The 14,294-nt window shown below is 61.0% G+C and carries 12 protein-coding genes; 2 read left to right on the top strand and 10 right to left on the bottom strand.

The window, feature by feature from the left end; all coding sequences use genetic code 11:
* Positions 1 to 17: 17 nt before the first annotated feature.
* Positions 18 to 338: a DUF2388 domain-containing protein gene (locus BMS17_RS13260; RefSeq protein WP_046032270.1), complete on the top strand. Its 321-nt coding sequence runs from the start codon at positions 18 to 20 to the stop codon at positions 336 to 338.
* A 152-nt stretch (positions 339 to 490) separates the two neighbouring features.
* On the opposite strand, the gene gcvP is transcribed toward BMS17_RS13260, so the two are convergent.
* A complete protein-coding gene (gcvP, locus tag BMS17_RS13255; protein ID WP_077431073.1) occupies positions 491 to 3,364 on the bottom strand; it encodes an aminomethyl-transferring glycine dehydrogenase in 2,874 nt (957 codons plus the stop codon).
* A gap of 153 nt (positions 3,365 to 3,517) precedes the next feature.
* Here gcvP and BMS17_RS13250 point away from each other — a divergent pair, with 153 nt between their 5' ends.
* Positions 3,518 to 4,657 carry a DegT/DnrJ/EryC1/StrS aminotransferase family protein gene (locus tag BMS17_RS13250; RefSeq protein ID WP_077432182.1) on the top strand — a complete coding sequence of 380 codons (1,140 nt, stop codon included), beginning with the start codon at positions 3,518 to 3,520 and terminating at the stop codon, positions 4,655 to 4,657.
* A gap of 86 nt (positions 4,658 to 4,743) precedes the next feature.
* On the opposite strand, the gene gcvH is transcribed toward BMS17_RS13250, so the two are convergent.
* The 9 genes from gcvH to BMS17_RS13205 all read right to left on the bottom strand — a co-directional run bounded on the left by gcvH (position 4,744) and on the right by BMS17_RS13205 (position 14,223).
* Complete coding sequence (gene gcvH / locus BMS17_RS13245) at positions 4,744 to 5,139, bottom strand: glycine cleavage system protein GcvH (RefSeq protein ID WP_077431072.1); 396 nt, start codon at positions 5,137 to 5,139, stop codon at positions 4,744 to 4,746.
* A 49-nt stretch (positions 5,140 to 5,188) separates the two neighbouring features.
* On the bottom strand, positions 5,189 to 6,271 hold the full coding sequence (gene gcvT / locus BMS17_RS13240; RefSeq protein WP_077431071.1) for a glycine cleavage system aminomethyltransferase GcvT: 1,083 nt from the start codon (positions 6,269 to 6,271) through the stop codon (positions 5,189 to 5,191).
* Between the two features lie 157 nt (positions 6,272 to 6,428).
* The gene (locus BMS17_RS13235) at positions 6,429 to 8,045 is read right to left on the bottom strand and encodes an iron ABC transporter permease (RefSeq protein ID WP_046032266.1); all 1,617 of its coding nucleotides are present in this window, start codon (positions 8,043 to 8,045) and stop codon (positions 6,429 to 6,431) included.
* A 122-nt stretch (positions 8,046 to 8,167) separates the two neighbouring features.
* The gene (locus BMS17_RS13230; RefSeq protein ID WP_077431070.1) at positions 8,168 to 9,169 is read right to left on the bottom strand and encodes an extracellular solute-binding protein; all 1,002 of its coding nucleotides are present in this window, start codon (positions 9,167 to 9,169) and stop codon (positions 8,168 to 8,170) included.
* Between the two features lie 247 nt (positions 9,170 to 9,416).
* Positions 9,417 to 10,634, bottom strand: coding sequence for a 2-octaprenyl-3-methyl-6-methoxy-1,4-benzoquinol hydroxylase (locus tag BMS17_RS13225; RefSeq protein ID WP_175649026.1), 1,218 nt, complete (start codon positions 10,632 to 10,634; stop codon positions 9,417 to 9,419).
* A 9-nt stretch (positions 10,635 to 10,643) separates the two neighbouring features.
* The gene (locus BMS17_RS13220; protein WP_077431068.1) at positions 10,644 to 11,129 is read right to left on the bottom strand and encodes a DUF4442 domain-containing protein; all 486 of its coding nucleotides are present in this window, start codon (positions 11,127 to 11,129) and stop codon (positions 10,644 to 10,646) included.
* A complete protein-coding gene (ubiH, locus tag BMS17_RS13215; RefSeq protein ID WP_077431067.1) occupies positions 11,122 to 12,309 on the bottom strand; it encodes a 2-octaprenyl-6-methoxyphenyl hydroxylase in 1,188 nt (395 codons plus the stop codon). The genes BMS17_RS13220 and ubiH overlap by 8 nt, the downstream gene beginning before the upstream one ends.
* Positions 12,306 to 13,640 (bottom strand): Xaa-Pro aminopeptidase, encoded by a 1,335-nt coding sequence (gene pepP, locus BMS17_RS13210; RefSeq protein ID WP_077431066.1) that lies wholly within the window; start codon positions 13,638 to 13,640, stop codon positions 12,306 to 12,308. The genes ubiH and pepP overlap by 4 nt, the downstream gene beginning before the upstream one ends.
* A 25-nt stretch (positions 13,641 to 13,665) precedes the next feature.
* A complete protein-coding gene (locus BMS17_RS13205; protein WP_046032260.1) occupies positions 13,666 to 14,223 on the bottom strand; it encodes a YecA family protein in 558 nt (185 codons plus the stop codon).
* Positions 14,224 to 14,294: the final 71 nt, after the last annotated feature.

Here is a 14,294-nt window from a genome sequence, read left to right as displayed (position 1 = left end):
CAGTGGAGTCACCCATCATGCGTTTCAAACTTGCTGTCGCCACCGTCGCGCTGCTGTCTCTTCCCGTCGGTAGCGCGATGGCCGACGATAGCTTTTGGCAAAATGTCCTCACGTCCGGCGCAACCACCGGCACGTCCTACCTGACGTCCAGAGATCGCAAAATGGTCGTCGCTGCCCAGGACGATGCTGGCAGCTTCGTCGCCAGTGACGGCGGCATTCGTGGCCCTTACCTGGAAGCGGCGCTGCAGAAAGTCCGCGCCGACAACCCGGGCTTGCAGGCCACGGACATGGAACTGGCGAATGCGATCCTGGCGAAGAACGCGGTCGCTGCGCAGTAAGTTCGAAGGTACAAAAATGCCGCTCAGTTGAGCTGTATTTTTTTGCCCGACACAAATCCCCTGTAGGAGCACGGCTTGCCGGCGATGGCGTCCTTAAGATCACCATCGCCGGCAAGCCGTGCTCCTACAGGGGTTAGGTGTACCGCGAGATCTCAGCGGTAATCATCCACCGGCACACACGCGCAGAACAGATTCCGGTCGCCATAGACGTTATCGACCCGGTTCACCACCGGCCAATACTTATGCGCCTTGGTGTGCGCATCTGGCGTCACGGCTTGCTCGATGCTGTAGGGCCGCTCCCAGATGCCAGTGATGTCTGCCAGCGTGTGCGGTGAACGTTTCAGCGGGTTGTCCTCGGCCGGCCAATTGCCTTGTTCCACCTCGCTGATTTCTGCGCGGATGCTCAGCATCGCTCCGATAAACCGGTCCAGCTCGGCCTTCGATTCACTTTCGGTCGGCTCGACCATCAGTGTCCCCGGCACCGGAAACGACATCGTTGGCGCATGGAACCCATAATCCATCAGGCGCTTGGCAACGTCCTCTTCACTGATGCCGGTCAGCGTCTTCAGCGGTCGCAGATCAAGGATGCATTCATGAGCCACCCGGCCATTGCGGCCGGTGTAGAGCACCGGGAACGCACCGGATAAATGCTGGGCCAGGTAATTTGCCGCGAGGATCGCCACTTCACTGGCGTCCGCCAACTGTGGCCCCATCATCGCAATGTACATCCAGCTGATCGGCAGGATGCTCGCGCTGCCCCAAGGCGCCGCGCTCACCGCGCCGTTCTGCGGTAAAGGTCCGTCGATGGGCACCACCGGGTGATTGGCCACGAACGGCGCCAGGTGCGCCCGCACACCAATCGGCCCCATGCCCGGGCCGCCGCCGCCATGGGGAATGCAGAACGTCTTGTGCAAATTCATGTGCGACACATCGGCGCCAATGTCCGCCGGGCGTGCCAGGCCAACCTGTGCATTGAGGTTGGCGCCGTCCATGTACACCTGACCGCCGTGGCTGTGGATAACTTCACAGATCTCACTGATGCCTTCCTCGTAGACGCCGTGGGTCGAGGGATACGTCGCCATCAGGCACGCGAGTTTGTCCCCTGCCTCCGCCGCTTTTGCCTTGAGGTCATCCAGATCGACGTTGCCGGCTTCGTCGCACTCGACAATGACCACGCGCATCCCGGCCATCTGCGCCGACGCCGGGTTGGTACCGTGGGCCGAGGACGGAATCAGGCAGAGATCCCGCGCCCCTTGATGACGACTCTCGTGGTATTTGCGGATCGCCAGCAACCCGGCGTATTCGCCCTGGGCGCCGGAGTTGGGTTGCATGCAAATCGCATCGAAACCGGTGATTGCGCAGAGCCAGCGCTCCAGCTCTTCGATCATCAGCGAATACCCCGCAGCCTGCTCTTTGGGCACGAACGGGTGCAAGTTGGCGAACTGCGGCCAGGTGATGGGGATCATTTCGCTGGTGGCGTTGAGCTTCATGGTGCAGGAGCCCAACGGAATCATCGACTGGTTGAGGGCGAGGTCTTTGTTCTCCAGTTGCTTGAGGTAACGCAGCATCTCGGTTTCGCTGTGGTGTGCATTGAACACGGGGTGGCGCAGATAAGGTGAAGTGCGCTGCAGCCCGTCGGGTATGCCCGATTGCAGCGTTTCAGCGTCCAGATCGTCGACGCTCAGGCCATGATCGGCCCCCAGGAACACCGCGAACAACTGCGCGACGGTGGTTTCGTCAGAGGTTTCGTCAAGGCTCAACCCCAACAGCCCTCGCCCCAGGATGCGTAAATTGATCTGCGCCGCTTGAGCACTTTCGATGATCGCCGTCTGGGTCCCACCGACATCCAGGGTCAGGGTGTCGAAGAAGTGTGTGTTGAGGCGGCTGATGCCACGACGTTCGAGGCCGGCGGCGAGGATGCACGTCAAGCGGTGCACGCGCTGGGCAATGCGCTTGAGCCCCTCTGGACCGTGATAGACCGCGTAGAAACTGGCGATGTTGGCCAGCAATACTTGAGCGGTGCAAATATTCGAGTTGGCCTTCTCCCGGCGAATATGTTGCTCGCGGGTTTGCAGGGCCATGCGCAGGGCCACGTTGCCGCGGGCATCTTTGGACACGCCGATGATCCGCCCGGGAATCGCCCGTTTGTACTCATCGCGGCTGGCAAAGAACGCCGCGTGTGGCCCGCCGTAACCCATCGGCACGCCAAAACGCTGGGATGAGCCGAACACCACGTCGGCGCCCAACTCCCCCGGCGGTGTCAATAACAACAGGCTCAGCAGATCAGTGGCGACACATGCCAGGGCTTGCTGAGCGTGCAGGTGATCGATCAGAGGCCGAAGATCAGTGATCTCACCGTGCGTATCTGGGTATTGCAGCAGCGCACCAAATACCTGGTGCTGCTTCAAGTTATCCACAGAGTCGACGATCAGCTCGAAACCGAACCCTTCGGCCCGGGTCTGCACCACGGAAATGGTCTGCGGGTGACAGTGCTCGTCGACGAAGAACAAATTGCTTTTGGACTTGGCGACACGCTTGGCCAGCGCCATGGCTTCCGCCGCTGCCGTTGCTTCATCCAGCAACGAAGCGTTGGCCAGCTCCAGGCCAGTCAGGTCGATGGTCAGTTGCTGGAAATTCAGCAGCGCTTCGAGTCGTCCTTGGGCGATCTCTGGCTGATAAGGCGTGTAGGCGGTGTACCAACCGGGGTTTTCCAGGACGTTGCGTAAAATAACCGTCGGCGTGAGGGTGCCGTGGTAGCCCATGCCGATCAGGCTGGTCCAGACCTGGTTCTGCTCGGCATAGCCACGCAGCTTGGCCAGTGCGGCTTGCTCGTCGAGGGCGGGCGGCAGGTCCAGCGCCCGGTTCAGACGGATGCCCGGCGGCACCGTCTGCTCAATCAGCTCGATCCGGCTGCCGAGGCCGAGGCTGTCGAGCATCGCCTGCTGCTCGGCGGCATCGGGCCCGAGGTGGCGGCGCAGAAAGGCATTGGGGTCGCGTAACTGGCTCAAGGACGGCAACTGGGACATGACGGGCTCTCTCTTGACTGGCGCTCAGCGTCGATGCAACACGGTCAAACCAGCATAGCAGCGGATATCCGGGCGGATGGCTTGGCGCCGCGACCATTGCGGATCATCATGCACGCCATCTGCCTAATGACTGCTGATCAGGTGCCTGTATTCATGAACCAACTGCCGTTCCTGCCGTTTTCCAAACCCACCATCGATGAAGCGACGATTGCTGCGGTCGGCGACGTGTTGCGCTCGGGCTGGATTACCAGCGGCCCGAAGGTCCAGGCCTTTGAGCAACAACTCTCGGAGTATTTCGGTGGGCGCCCGGTGCTCACCTTCAACTCTGGCACCTGCACCATGGAAATCGCCTTGCGCATTGCCGGTGTCGGGCCAGGTGATGAAGTGATCACCACGCCGATTTCCTGGGTGGCCACCGCCAACGTGATTCTGGAAGTCGGCGCCACCCCGGTGTTTGCAGACATTGACCCGATCACCCGCAACATCGACCTGGCTCAGCTCGAAGCCGCCATCACCCCACGTACCAAAGCCATCCTTCCGGTGTATCTCGCCGGGCTGCCGGTGGACATGACCCGTCTCTACGCCCTGGCGAAAAAATACAACCTTCGGGTGCTGGAAGACGCGGCCCAGGCGTTGGGCTCCAGTTGGAACGGCCAGCGCATTGGCTCGACCGGGGATTTGGTGTCGTTCAGTTTCCAGGCGAACAAAAACGTGACCTCGTCAGAGGGCGGTTGCCTGGTGCTGAACAACGGTGAGGAAGTTCGACTGGCGCAGAAGTACCGCTTGCAGGGCGTCACCCGCAGTGGCTTCGATGGCCTGGATGTCGATGTGCTGGGCGGCAAATTCAACATGACCGACGTCGCAGCGGCCATCGGCCTTGGGCAATTTGCTCACATTGAAGCCATCACCGCCCATCGCCGTGAACTGGCCAGGCACTATTTCGCCTGCTTTGGCGAGGATTTCGAGTCGGTGTACGGGGCTCAATTGCCCCCGGCGGATTTCGAGAACAGTAACTGGCACTTGTTCCAGCTGGTATTGCCGGAGCGCGGGGATGGCAAGCCGGCGCGGGCTACCTTCATGGAGCAGATGCAGGCGCTGGGGGTCGGCATCGGCTATCACTACCCGCCGATTCATTTGTTGAGTCTTTACCGCGAGCGCGGTTTCAAGGAGGGCATGTTCCCGGTCGCCGAACGGGTCGGACGCCTGATTGTCTCGCTGCCGATGTTCACGGCCATGAGCAAAGCGGACGTCGAGCGTTCGGTGGCGGCGGTCAAAGCCGTTCTAAAGCCTTGAACCGTTCCTTGCAGGAGCATGGCTTGCCCGCGATGGCGTTTTCGAAAACGCCATCGCGGGCAAGCCATGCTCCTGCAAGAGCAACGTTATTCGCCGATGACAGCCTTGATGACAGCCTTGTAGCCGGCGGCGTCGAGCAGCTTGTCCAGATCGGCAGCGTTGATTGGCCTGAGCTTGAAGATCCACGCGCCGTACGGGTCGGAGTTGAGCAGCTCTGGCGATCCACTCAGTTCTTCGTTGATCGCGATCACTTCACCGGCAATCGGGGAGTAGATGTCGGAAGCAGCTTTAACCGATTCCACCACACCGGATTGATCACCGGCGGCGAAGGCTTTGCCGACTTCAGTCAGCTCCACGAACACCACATCACCCAGCGCTTCCTGCGCGTGATCGCTAATGCCCACGGTGACGGTGCCGTCGGCTTCCAGGCGGGCCCATTCGTGACTTTCGGCAAAACGCAGGTCGGCAGGAATATCGCTCATGTTCTGTGTCCTCAAAAAAGTGTCGGCGGTTGTAGTCCGCCAGAAAAGGTTAGATCAAGGTTTTGCCATGGCGTACGAAGGTCGGTTTGACCACTCGGACCGGGTACCACTTGCCACGGATTTCCACTTCGGCGCGGTCGGCAGTTGCCATCGGCACGCGCGCCAGTGCTATCGACTTGCTAAGCGTAGGAGAGAAACTACCACTGGTGATCTCCCCTTCGCCAACATTGGCGATGCGGACCACTTGATGAGCGCGCAAAACCCCTCGTTCCTCAAGGACCAGCCCCACCAGTTTGTGCTGTACGCCACCGGCCCGTTCGCCTTCCAGGGCCGTGCGCCCGATGAACTGGCGCGAGGCCGGTTCCCAGGCAATGCTCCAGGCCATGTTGGAGGCCAGCGGTGAGACATCCTGGTGGATGTCCTGGCCGTACAGGTTCATGCCAGCTTCGACGCGCAAGGTATCCCGCGCACCCAGGCCGATAGGAGAAATGCCCGCACCGACCAGATCGTTGAAAAAACCCGGCGCCTGACTGGCCGGCAACACGATTTCCAATCCATCTTCCCCGGTGTAACCGGTGCGAGCGATGAACCAGTCCCCTTCGGGCTGGCCTTCGAAAGGCTTGAGTAGCTGAATCAGGTTACTGCGGGCCTGGGACACCAGTTCGCAGACTTTTTGCCGGGCCTGAGGGCCTTGAATGGCCAACATCGCCAGCTCGGCACGCTCGTTGAGCTGCACATCGAAACCATTGAGGTGAGCCTGCATCCAGGCGAGGTCCTGATTGCGGGTGGAAGCGTTGACCACCAGGCGATAACCGTCGTCGAGACGATAGACAATCATGTCGTCGACGATACCGCCACGCTCGTTGAGCATGGTGCTGTACAAGGCACGGCCGGGGCTGTGCAGGCGTTCGACGTCATTGGCCAGCAAATGCTGGAGCCAGGCCTTGGCCTGGGGGCCGCTGACATCGATCACGGTCATGTGGGATACATCGAAAACCCCGCAATCGCGGCGCACCTGATGGTGTTCCTCGACCTGCGAGCCGTAATGCAGAGGCATATCCCAACCGCCAAAATCGACCATCTTCGCGCCGAGGGCGAGATGAAGGTCATACAGAGGCGTACGCTGTCCCATGGGTTTCTCCTTCCGGGCGTGGCGAAGGTGCGGACAGGTGCTGCACCGGGGTGAAAACCTTGAAATAGAAGGTTTCCAGCCGATTTCAGCTACCGGGTCTGTCAGACGGACCGCACCGAATGCCGCGCATTGTAGCCGCAAGGTGTAGGACTGACACCTAGCTGTTTCGATGCGCCGAACGTCGAATCAATCCGATGACCGGTAACAGCCCGACCAGGACCAGAGTCAGCGCCGGCAAAGAGGCCCTCGCCCACTCACCTTCGCTGGTCATTTCAAAGATCCGAACGGCCAGCGTATCCCAGCCAAACGGGCGCATTAGCAGGGTCGCGGGCATTTCCTTGAGCACATCGACAAACACCAGCAACCCCGCGCTCAAGGTGCCGGGCAACAGCAATGGCAGATACACCTTGAAAAACAGTCGTGGCCCACTGACGCCAAGGCTACGTGCCGCTTCGGGCAAAGATGGCCGTATACGCGCCAGACTGCTTTCCAGTGGGCCGTAAGCCACTGCGATGAAACGCACCAGATAGGCCAGCAGTAACGCCGACAGACTGCCCAGCAGCAACGGCTTGCCCGCACCACCGAGCCAGCCCGACAGCGGGATCACCAGTTCGCGATCCAGGTAACTGAACGCCAGCATGATCGCCACAGCCAACACAGAACCCGGCAAGGCGTAGCCGAGGTTGGCCAGGCTGACGCCGGAGCGGATGGCTCGGGTCGGTGCCAAGCGTCGCGCGAACGCCAACACCAGGGCAACACTGACCGTAATCAATGCGGCCATGCCACCCAGGTACAAGGTATGGAGGATCAGCCCGGTGTAGCGCTCGTCCAGATCAAAACGCCCGCGTTGCCAGAACCAGGCCACCAGTTGCAGCATCGGAATGACAAACGCACAGGCGAACACCAGGCCACACCAGCTCATCGCCGCCAGCGCCTTTAAGCCTCGCAAGTGGTACAGCGCCTTGACCCGTGGTCGTTCGTTACTCGTCCGGTTGGCCCCGCGAGCACGACGCTCGCCGTATAACACGACCATCACTACCAACAGCAACAGGCTGGCCAGTTGCGTAGCAGTGCCCAGGCTGAAAAACCCGTACCAGGTCTTATAGATCGCAGTGGTGAACGTGTCGAAATTGAACACCGACACCGCACCGAAATCCGCCAGGGTTTCCATCAACGCCAACGCCACTCCCGCGCCAATGGCCGGGCGAGCCATCGGCAAGGCCACTCGCCAGAACGCCTGCCAAGGGGATTGTCCGAGAACCCGGGCGGCTTCCATCAGGCCTTTGCCCTGGGCAAGGAATGCCGTGCGAGCCAAGAGGTAAACGTAAGGATAGAAAACCAGCACCAGCACCAGGATGACACCGCCGGTGGAGCGTACGCGAGGCAGCCTCAGCCCGCTGCCAAACCATTCTCGTAACAGGGTTTGCACTGGGCCGGCAAAATCCAGCAGGCCGACGAAGACAAATGCCAGCACGTAGGCCGGAATCGCAAACGGCAACATCAGTGCCCAGTCCAGCCAGCGCCGACCGGGAAACTCACAGAGACTGGTGAGCCAGGCGAGGCTCACGCCCAGCAGGGTGACGCCGACACCGACACCGAGTATCAACGTGAGGGTGTTGCCCAAAAGGCGCGGCATCTGGGTGTCCCAGAGGTGGGACCAGATCTGTTGATCGATGGTTTGCCAGGACAGCAGTAAAACACTGAGAGGCAACAAGACCAGCGCAGCGATGGCGAAGACCAGGGGATACCAGCGGCGTTGGGCGGGGTGGGCCAAGGAGGTTCTCTAGAAAGTTAAATGATTGTGCCCACGCTCTGCGTGGGCACATATCTTGTCACGCTCGACGCGGAGCGTCGGGGGATGCATTCCCACGCAGAGCGTGGGAACGATCAGTGGTGTCAGTTCCAGCCTGCTCGATCCATCATGCGAATCGCTTCAGCCTGGCGCTTGCCGGCCACTTCCACGGGCAGGGTATCGGCAACGAACTTGCCCCAGGCCGCGACTTCTTCAGAAGGCGCTACCGTCGGGTTGGCCGGGAATTCCTGATTCACATCAGCGAAGATCTTCTGTGCTTCCGGCGTGGTCATCCACTCCACCAGGGCCTTGGCGGCTTCCGGGTGCGGGGCGTGCCTGGTCAGGCCAACGCCAGAGAGATTGACGTGTACACCACGGTCGGCCTGGTTCGGCCAGAACAGCTTCACTGGCAGGTCCGGCTTCTGCTTGTGCAAACGACCGTAGTAGTAGGTGTTGACGATGCCCACATCGCATTGACCCGCGTTGATCGCTTCCAGCACCGCGACGTCATCCGAGAACACGTCGGTGGACAGGTTGTTCACCCAGCCCTTGAGGATCTTCTCGGTTTTTTCGGCGCCGTGGATTTCGATCATGGTGGCCGTCAGGGACTGGTTGTAGACCTTCTTCGCCGTGCGCAGGCACAGGCGCCCTTCCCAGTTTTTGTCGGCCAGCGCTTCGTAGGTGGTCAGCTCGCCCGGCTTCACTCGATCAGTCGAGTAAGCGATGGTCCGCGCCCGCAGGCTCAGGCCGGTCCAGGCATGGGAGGAGGCGCGGTATTGCAGCGGGATATTGGCGTCGATCACCTTGGAGGTGAACGGTTGCAGGATGCCCATCTGCTCGGCCTGCCAGAGGTTACCGGCATCGACCGTCAACAACAGGTCGGCGGTGGCGTTTTCGCCCTCGGCCTTGATCCGCTGCATCAGCGGCGCTTCCTTGTCGGTGATGAACTTCACCTTGACGCCGGTCTTGGCGGTGTAGGCGTCGAAGACCGGCTTGATCAGCTCGTCGATACGCGAGGAGTAAACCACCACCTCGTCAGCGGCCTGGGCGGCGGTACTGCCAATCAGGGTCAGGGCGAGTGCAGTCAGTAGACGCTTCGGTAGCATGGGAGCGATCTCTCGATTGAAAAATTGAGGCCAAATGATAAGGACTCACATTTAGCTTCTCAATCGATCCGTTCGCGGAGGAGTTACCAGATGTTGCACTGCCTGAGATGCGCAGTGAATGTACTGACGCCTTCGCGGGCAAGCCCGCTCCCACAAGGGTCCAGGTGATTACACATTATGTGTGAACACTGAAGATCCTGTGGGAGCGGGCTTGCCCGCGATGAGGGCCTCAGCCGTAACGCAGATATCAAGCCTTGGCCAGCGCCGGCAAATCCCCGGTCAACCCCAACGCCTCGCGCACGAACAACGCTTTGGCCTCGGGCATCTGGTCGACCATCTTCAACCCGGCATTGCGCAACCAGCGCACCGGCAGCGGGTCAGCCTGAAACAATCGCTCAAACCCTTCCATCGCCGCCATCAGCGCCAGGTTGTGGGGCATGCGTCGACGTTCATAGCGGCTGAGCACTTTCACGTCCGCCAAGCGTTCACCACGAGCGGACGCTTGCAACAGCACTTCCGCCAGCACGGCGGCATCGAGAAAACCGAGGTTAACGCCCTGCCCCGCCAGTGGGTGAATGGTGTGCGCCGCGTCGCCGATCAGCGCCAGGCCTTCGGCTACATAACGCTTGGCATGGCGCTGACGCAGGGGCACGCACAGACGCGGATCAGCGCCAAGCACTGTGCCGAGCTGGCCTTCGAATGCTCGTTCCAGTGCCTTGCAAAAACCCGCTTCGTCCAGCGCCATCAAGCGTTCAGCTTCACTCGGCGTGGTCGACCAGACGATTGAACACCAGTCCTGCTGGCCGTCGCGTTCCAGCGGTAAAAACGCCAACGGACCGTTGTCGGTGAAGCGCTGCCAGGCTGTCATCTGATGGGGTTTGGAGCTGCGCACACTGGTGACAATCGCGTGGTGCATATAGTCCCACTCGCGTGTCGCCACGCCGGTCAGACGCCGAACAGCCGAGTTGGCGCCATCGGCCGCGATCACCAACGGCGCACGCAACGTTCGGCCGTCGGCCAGGGTCAGCAGCCAGTCGTCGCCCGAGCGGCGCATCTGTTCCAGGCGCGCATTGGCCAGCATCCCGAGGTCGCAGTCGTGCAGGCGATCGAGCAAGGCGTCCTGCACCACGCGATTCTCGACGATATGCCCCAGTACGTCGGCATGCACGCTGGTGGCCGAGAAATGGACCTGCCCGGTGCCGCTGCCATCCCAGACGTGCATATCGGTGTAAGGACTGCTGCGCCGCTTGGCGATGCCGTCCCACACGCCCAAGCGCTCGAGAATTCGTTGGCTGGCCGCCGACAAGGCGCTCACCCGCGGTTCGAACGGTGCCTGGTCATCGAAGGGTTTGACGCTCAAGGGGCTGCCGTCCAGCAGCAGGACTTCCAGCCCGCTGTCCTGCAACGCCAGCGCCAGGGCGCTGCCGACCATTCCGGCCCCGACAATCAGCACATCTGCGCGCATGTCCATGCTTTAAGCCTGTCTCGCTGGCGGCTTGAGCCGCACGTAAAGGGTTTTTTCGACTCGCGCCACCAAGGTGCCGGCGCCGTCGTGAATATCGACCTGCAATTGCGGCAGGTATTTCTCGCCACCGGCCGTTTGCCGACGGATCTCGTCGAGCAACGTCTCATCGATCCGGAAATTGGCGAACACCGGGCCTTTGCCCGGCGAAATGAAATCGATGTCCGCCGCCTTATCCCAGACGATGTAATGGCGCCCGAGGTTTTCCATCAGCATCAACATGTAGAACGGATCAACCATCGAATACAGGCTGCCGCCAAACTGGGTGCCTACGTAATTGCGGTTGTACCAGCTCAGGCCCATGGACACCGTGATGTCGCGAAAGTCATCGCTGATGTGCCGCACCCGAACCCCGGCACCCATGTACGGCGGGTAAAAAGACATGAAGCAACGCATCAATCGCGCTTTGCCGAATGTGTTCGTCAACCACTTAAGCATCGGGACGCGTACCCAGGCCCATGGCCTGCCGGGCGAACCAGCGCTTGGCCGGCGGCAGCAGGTCGAGACCGAGCAAGCCGAGGTTGCGGCCCAGCGAAACCAGCGGCTGAGTGCTGCCGAACAAACGGGTGACCTGATCGGAAAAACCTACCGTCAGGTTCTGATCCAGGCGTTGGCGCTCACGGTAAGCCTGCAATGTGGCGAAATCGCCCAGCGATGCCTCGCTCGCCAATAACGCATCGGCCAAGGCCTGAGCATCACGCAGCGACAGGTTGAAACCTTGCCCCGCAATCGGATGCAGGCTGTGCGCCGCGTTACCGAGAATCGCCAGATGCGGGCGCACCTGCTCTTCGGCTTCGATCAGTGTCAGCGGGTAAAGATGACGTGCGCCAACCTGCTTCAACGTGCCGAGGCGATATCCGAACACACCTTGCAACTCGCTGAGGAAGCTACGGTCATCCAGTGCCGCCAGCCGTTGCGCGTCCATGCCCAGACGGGTCCAGACCAACGCACAACGGTTCTCCGGCAGCGGCAGCAATGCCATCGGGCCGTCGTCGGTGAATCGCTCGAACGCCATGCCGTTGTGCGCTTCGCTCGGGGTGATGTTGGCGATCAGGGCACTTTGGTTATACGGGCGTTTCTTGATGCCGATCCCCAGTTGCTCGCGCAGGCCTGAACGGCCGCCATCGGCGAGCACCGCCAGGTCGCACTCCAGGGTGGTTTCGTCATTGAGGGTCAGGCGGTAGCCGTCAGTCAGCGGTTCCATGCGGGTGACTTCCGCCGGGCAGCGCCAAGTGACCACGTCCTTGTCCAGGCCTTGCCAGAGGCATTGGCCCAGCCAGGCGTTTTCCACCACATAACCGAGTGCCGGAACGCCCTCTTCCATTGCCGATAAACGCGCAGTGGAAAAGCGTCCACGGTCGGACACATGAATCTGCTTGATCGGCTCGGCGCGGCGGGAAATTTCCTGCCAGACGCCTAACCGTTGATAAATCTGTTTGGCACCGTAGGACAGCGCTGAGGAGCGAGCATCGTAGCTCGGCTGGTACGTATCACCCGGGGCGAATGGCTCGATCAGGACGATTTTCCAGCCGCGAGACTTGGCCCCGGCCTGCAACGCCAACGCCAGGCTGGCGCCCACCAGGCCGCCACCGATGATTGCCAGATTGACCCGGCTCATGCTGCTTGTGTCCGCGCTTGCGCCATCAGGGCCTCGATCTCGGCAACCGTTTTCGGTACGCCTTTGGTCAATATTTCACAACCGGTCTTGGTCACCACCACGTCGTCCTCGATGCGCACGCCGATGCCGCGCCATTTCTTCGCCACGTTCTGGTTGTCCGGGGAAATGTAGATTCCCGGCTCCACGGTGAGCGCCATGCCGACTTCCAGCACACGCCATTCGCCACCGACCTTGTATTCGCCGACATCATGCACATCCATCCCCAGCCAGTGACCGGCGCGGTGCATGTAAAACGCCTTGTAGGCTTCGCTGGCGATCAACTCGTCGACGTCACCCTGCAGCAGGCCAAGCTTCACCAGGCCGGCAGTAATCACTTTAACCGTGGCTTCGTGCGCCTGATTCCAGTGCTTGTTCGGGGCGATTTCGGCAAACGCGGCTTCTTGCGACGCCAGCACCAACTCGTAGATCGCCTTCTGCTCCGGTGAATACTTGCCGTTGACCGGCCAGGTGCGGGTGATGTCGCTGGCGTAACAGTCGATCTCGCAGCCGGCGTCGATCAGCACCAGGTCACCGTCCTTGAGCACGGCGTCATTCTGCTGGTAATGCAGGATGCAACTGTTGCGCCCCGCCGCGACGATCGAACCGTAGGCCGGCATCTTCGCCCCGCCCTTGCGGAACTCGTAATCAAGCTCGGCTTCGAGGCTGAACTCGTGGAGCCCGGCGCGGCTGGCCTGCATCGCCCGGATATGCGCCTGGGCAGAAATCCGTGCGGCTTCACGCATCACCTTCACTTCTGCCGCCGATTTATACAGGCGCATGTCGTGAAGCAGATGATCCAGGGCAACAAATTCGTTCGGCGGCTGGGCACCGAGGTGCGCTTTGGAGCGGATCACGTTGATCCAGTCCATCAGGTGCCGATCGAATTCGGGGTTACTGCCCATGGCCGAATACACCCGGTCACGGCCTTCGATCAGGCCCGGCAGGATGTCGTCGATGTCAGTGATGGGGAAGGCATCGTCGGCACCGAAGTCGCGGATCGCGCCCTCCTGACCGGCGCGCAAGCCGTCCCACAACTCGCGCTCGGCGTTGCGCTCACGGCAGAATAGGATGTATTCGCCATGCGCACGCCCTGGCATCAAGACAAGGACCGCCTGAGGCTCGGAAAAACCGCTGAGGTACTGGAAATCGCTGTCCTGACGATAGACGTGCTCGACGTCGCGGTTGCGGATGGCCACCGCGGCGGCGGGCAGGATGGCGATGCTGTTGGGTTCCATCTGCGCCATCAAGGCCTTGCGGCGACGGCTGTACTCCGATTTCGGGATATGAATCATGGGCAGATGGTTTTCCCTTTTACGATTAATGCAAAGACGGTTTGGCAGCGGCCGGCACGTCTTTTTTGGTCTCGGAGAACAGCAGCAGCGGCGCTACGCGCAGGTATTCCATGACTTCCATGTAATCGCTTTCGCCATCTTCGGACTCTTCCAGGGCGTCTTGCACCTGGGAAATCGCCGCCAGGTCCTGCAACACTTCGGTGGCCTCGGTGCTGAGCATGCTGCTGTCGCGGCAGTTCAAGCCGAAACCGCTGAGGAAACCCTGACACCATTGGCCCAGTGCGACGGCACGATCAGCCAGCGGTGCGTCATCGGTAGGCAGCAGCAGAACGACGGTCACGTCGTCGCCGGTGAGCTCGCCCTTGACCATATCCTGCAAGCCGATCAAGGCGTTGCGGACATTGTCCTGCGGTTCGCTTTCCAGCAGTTCGGCGGCATCGATCAACCACTCTTCGGCATTGAAACCGGCACCGGCGCAACTGCGGCCGAGCAACAGGCCATGCAGTTCGGCAGGCGAGACGTTATGACCGCTGGAGGTCAGCAGTGTGGCGAAGGCTTGGTACGGGGAATTCTGAATGGTCATGGGCAGCTAGGCGCCAGACGGCGCTATGTCTAGAATGAAGGCCTTGTATCCTACATCGACAGACTCGCCAA

Origin of the sequence: Pseudomonas sp. C9 (genome assembly GCF_002000165.1) — a bacterium.
In the GTDB taxonomy this organism is placed as follows: Bacteria; Pseudomonadota; Gammaproteobacteria; order Pseudomonadales; family Pseudomonadaceae; genus Aquipseudomonas.
Note: the sequence above shows the minus strand (reverse complement) of the source record. Positions and strands in the feature narration are given on the sequence as shown.

Excerpts from the sequence above, each read along its gene's own strand:
- BMS17_RS13260 (WP_046032270.1), top strand. The coding sequence starts at position 18 with ATGCGTTTCAAACTTGCTGTCGCCACCGTCGCGCTGCTGTCTCTTCCC.
- gcvP (WP_077431073.1), bottom strand. The coding sequence starts at position 3,364 with ATGTCCCAGTTGCCGTCCTTGAGCCAGTTACGCGACCCCAATGCCTTT.
- BMS17_RS13250 (WP_077432182.1), top strand. The coding sequence starts at position 3,518 with ATGAACCAACTGCCGTTCCTGCCGTTTTCCAAACCCACCATCGATGAA.
- gcvH (WP_077431072.1), bottom strand. The coding sequence starts at position 5,139 with ATGAGCGATATTCCTGCCGACCTGCGTTTTGCCGAAAGTCACGAATGG.
- gcvT (WP_077431071.1), bottom strand. The coding sequence starts at position 6,271 with ATGGGACAGCGTACGCCTCTGTATGACCTTCATCTCGCCCTCGGCGCG.
- BMS17_RS13230 (WP_077431070.1), bottom strand. The coding sequence starts at position 9,169 with ATGCTACCGAAGCGTCTACTGACTGCACTCGCCCTGACCCTGATTGGC.
- BMS17_RS13225 (WP_175649026.1), bottom strand. The coding sequence starts at position 10,634 with ATGCGCGCAGATGTGCTGATTGTCGGGGCCGGAATGGTCGGCAGCGCC.
- BMS17_RS13220 (WP_077431068.1), bottom strand. The coding sequence starts at position 11,129 with ATGCTTAAGTGGTTGACGAACACATTCGGCAAAGCGCGATTGATGCGT.
- ubiH (WP_077431067.1), bottom strand. The coding sequence starts at position 12,309 with ATGAGCCGGGTCAATCTGGCAATCATCGGTGGCGGCCTGGTGGGCGCC.
- pepP (WP_077431066.1), bottom strand. The coding sequence starts at position 13,640 with ATGATTCATATCCCGAAATCGGAGTACAGCCGTCGCCGCAAGGCCTTG.
- BMS17_RS13205 (WP_046032260.1), bottom strand. The coding sequence starts at position 14,223 with ATGACCATTCAGAATTCCCCGTACCAAGCCTTCGCCACACTGCTGACC.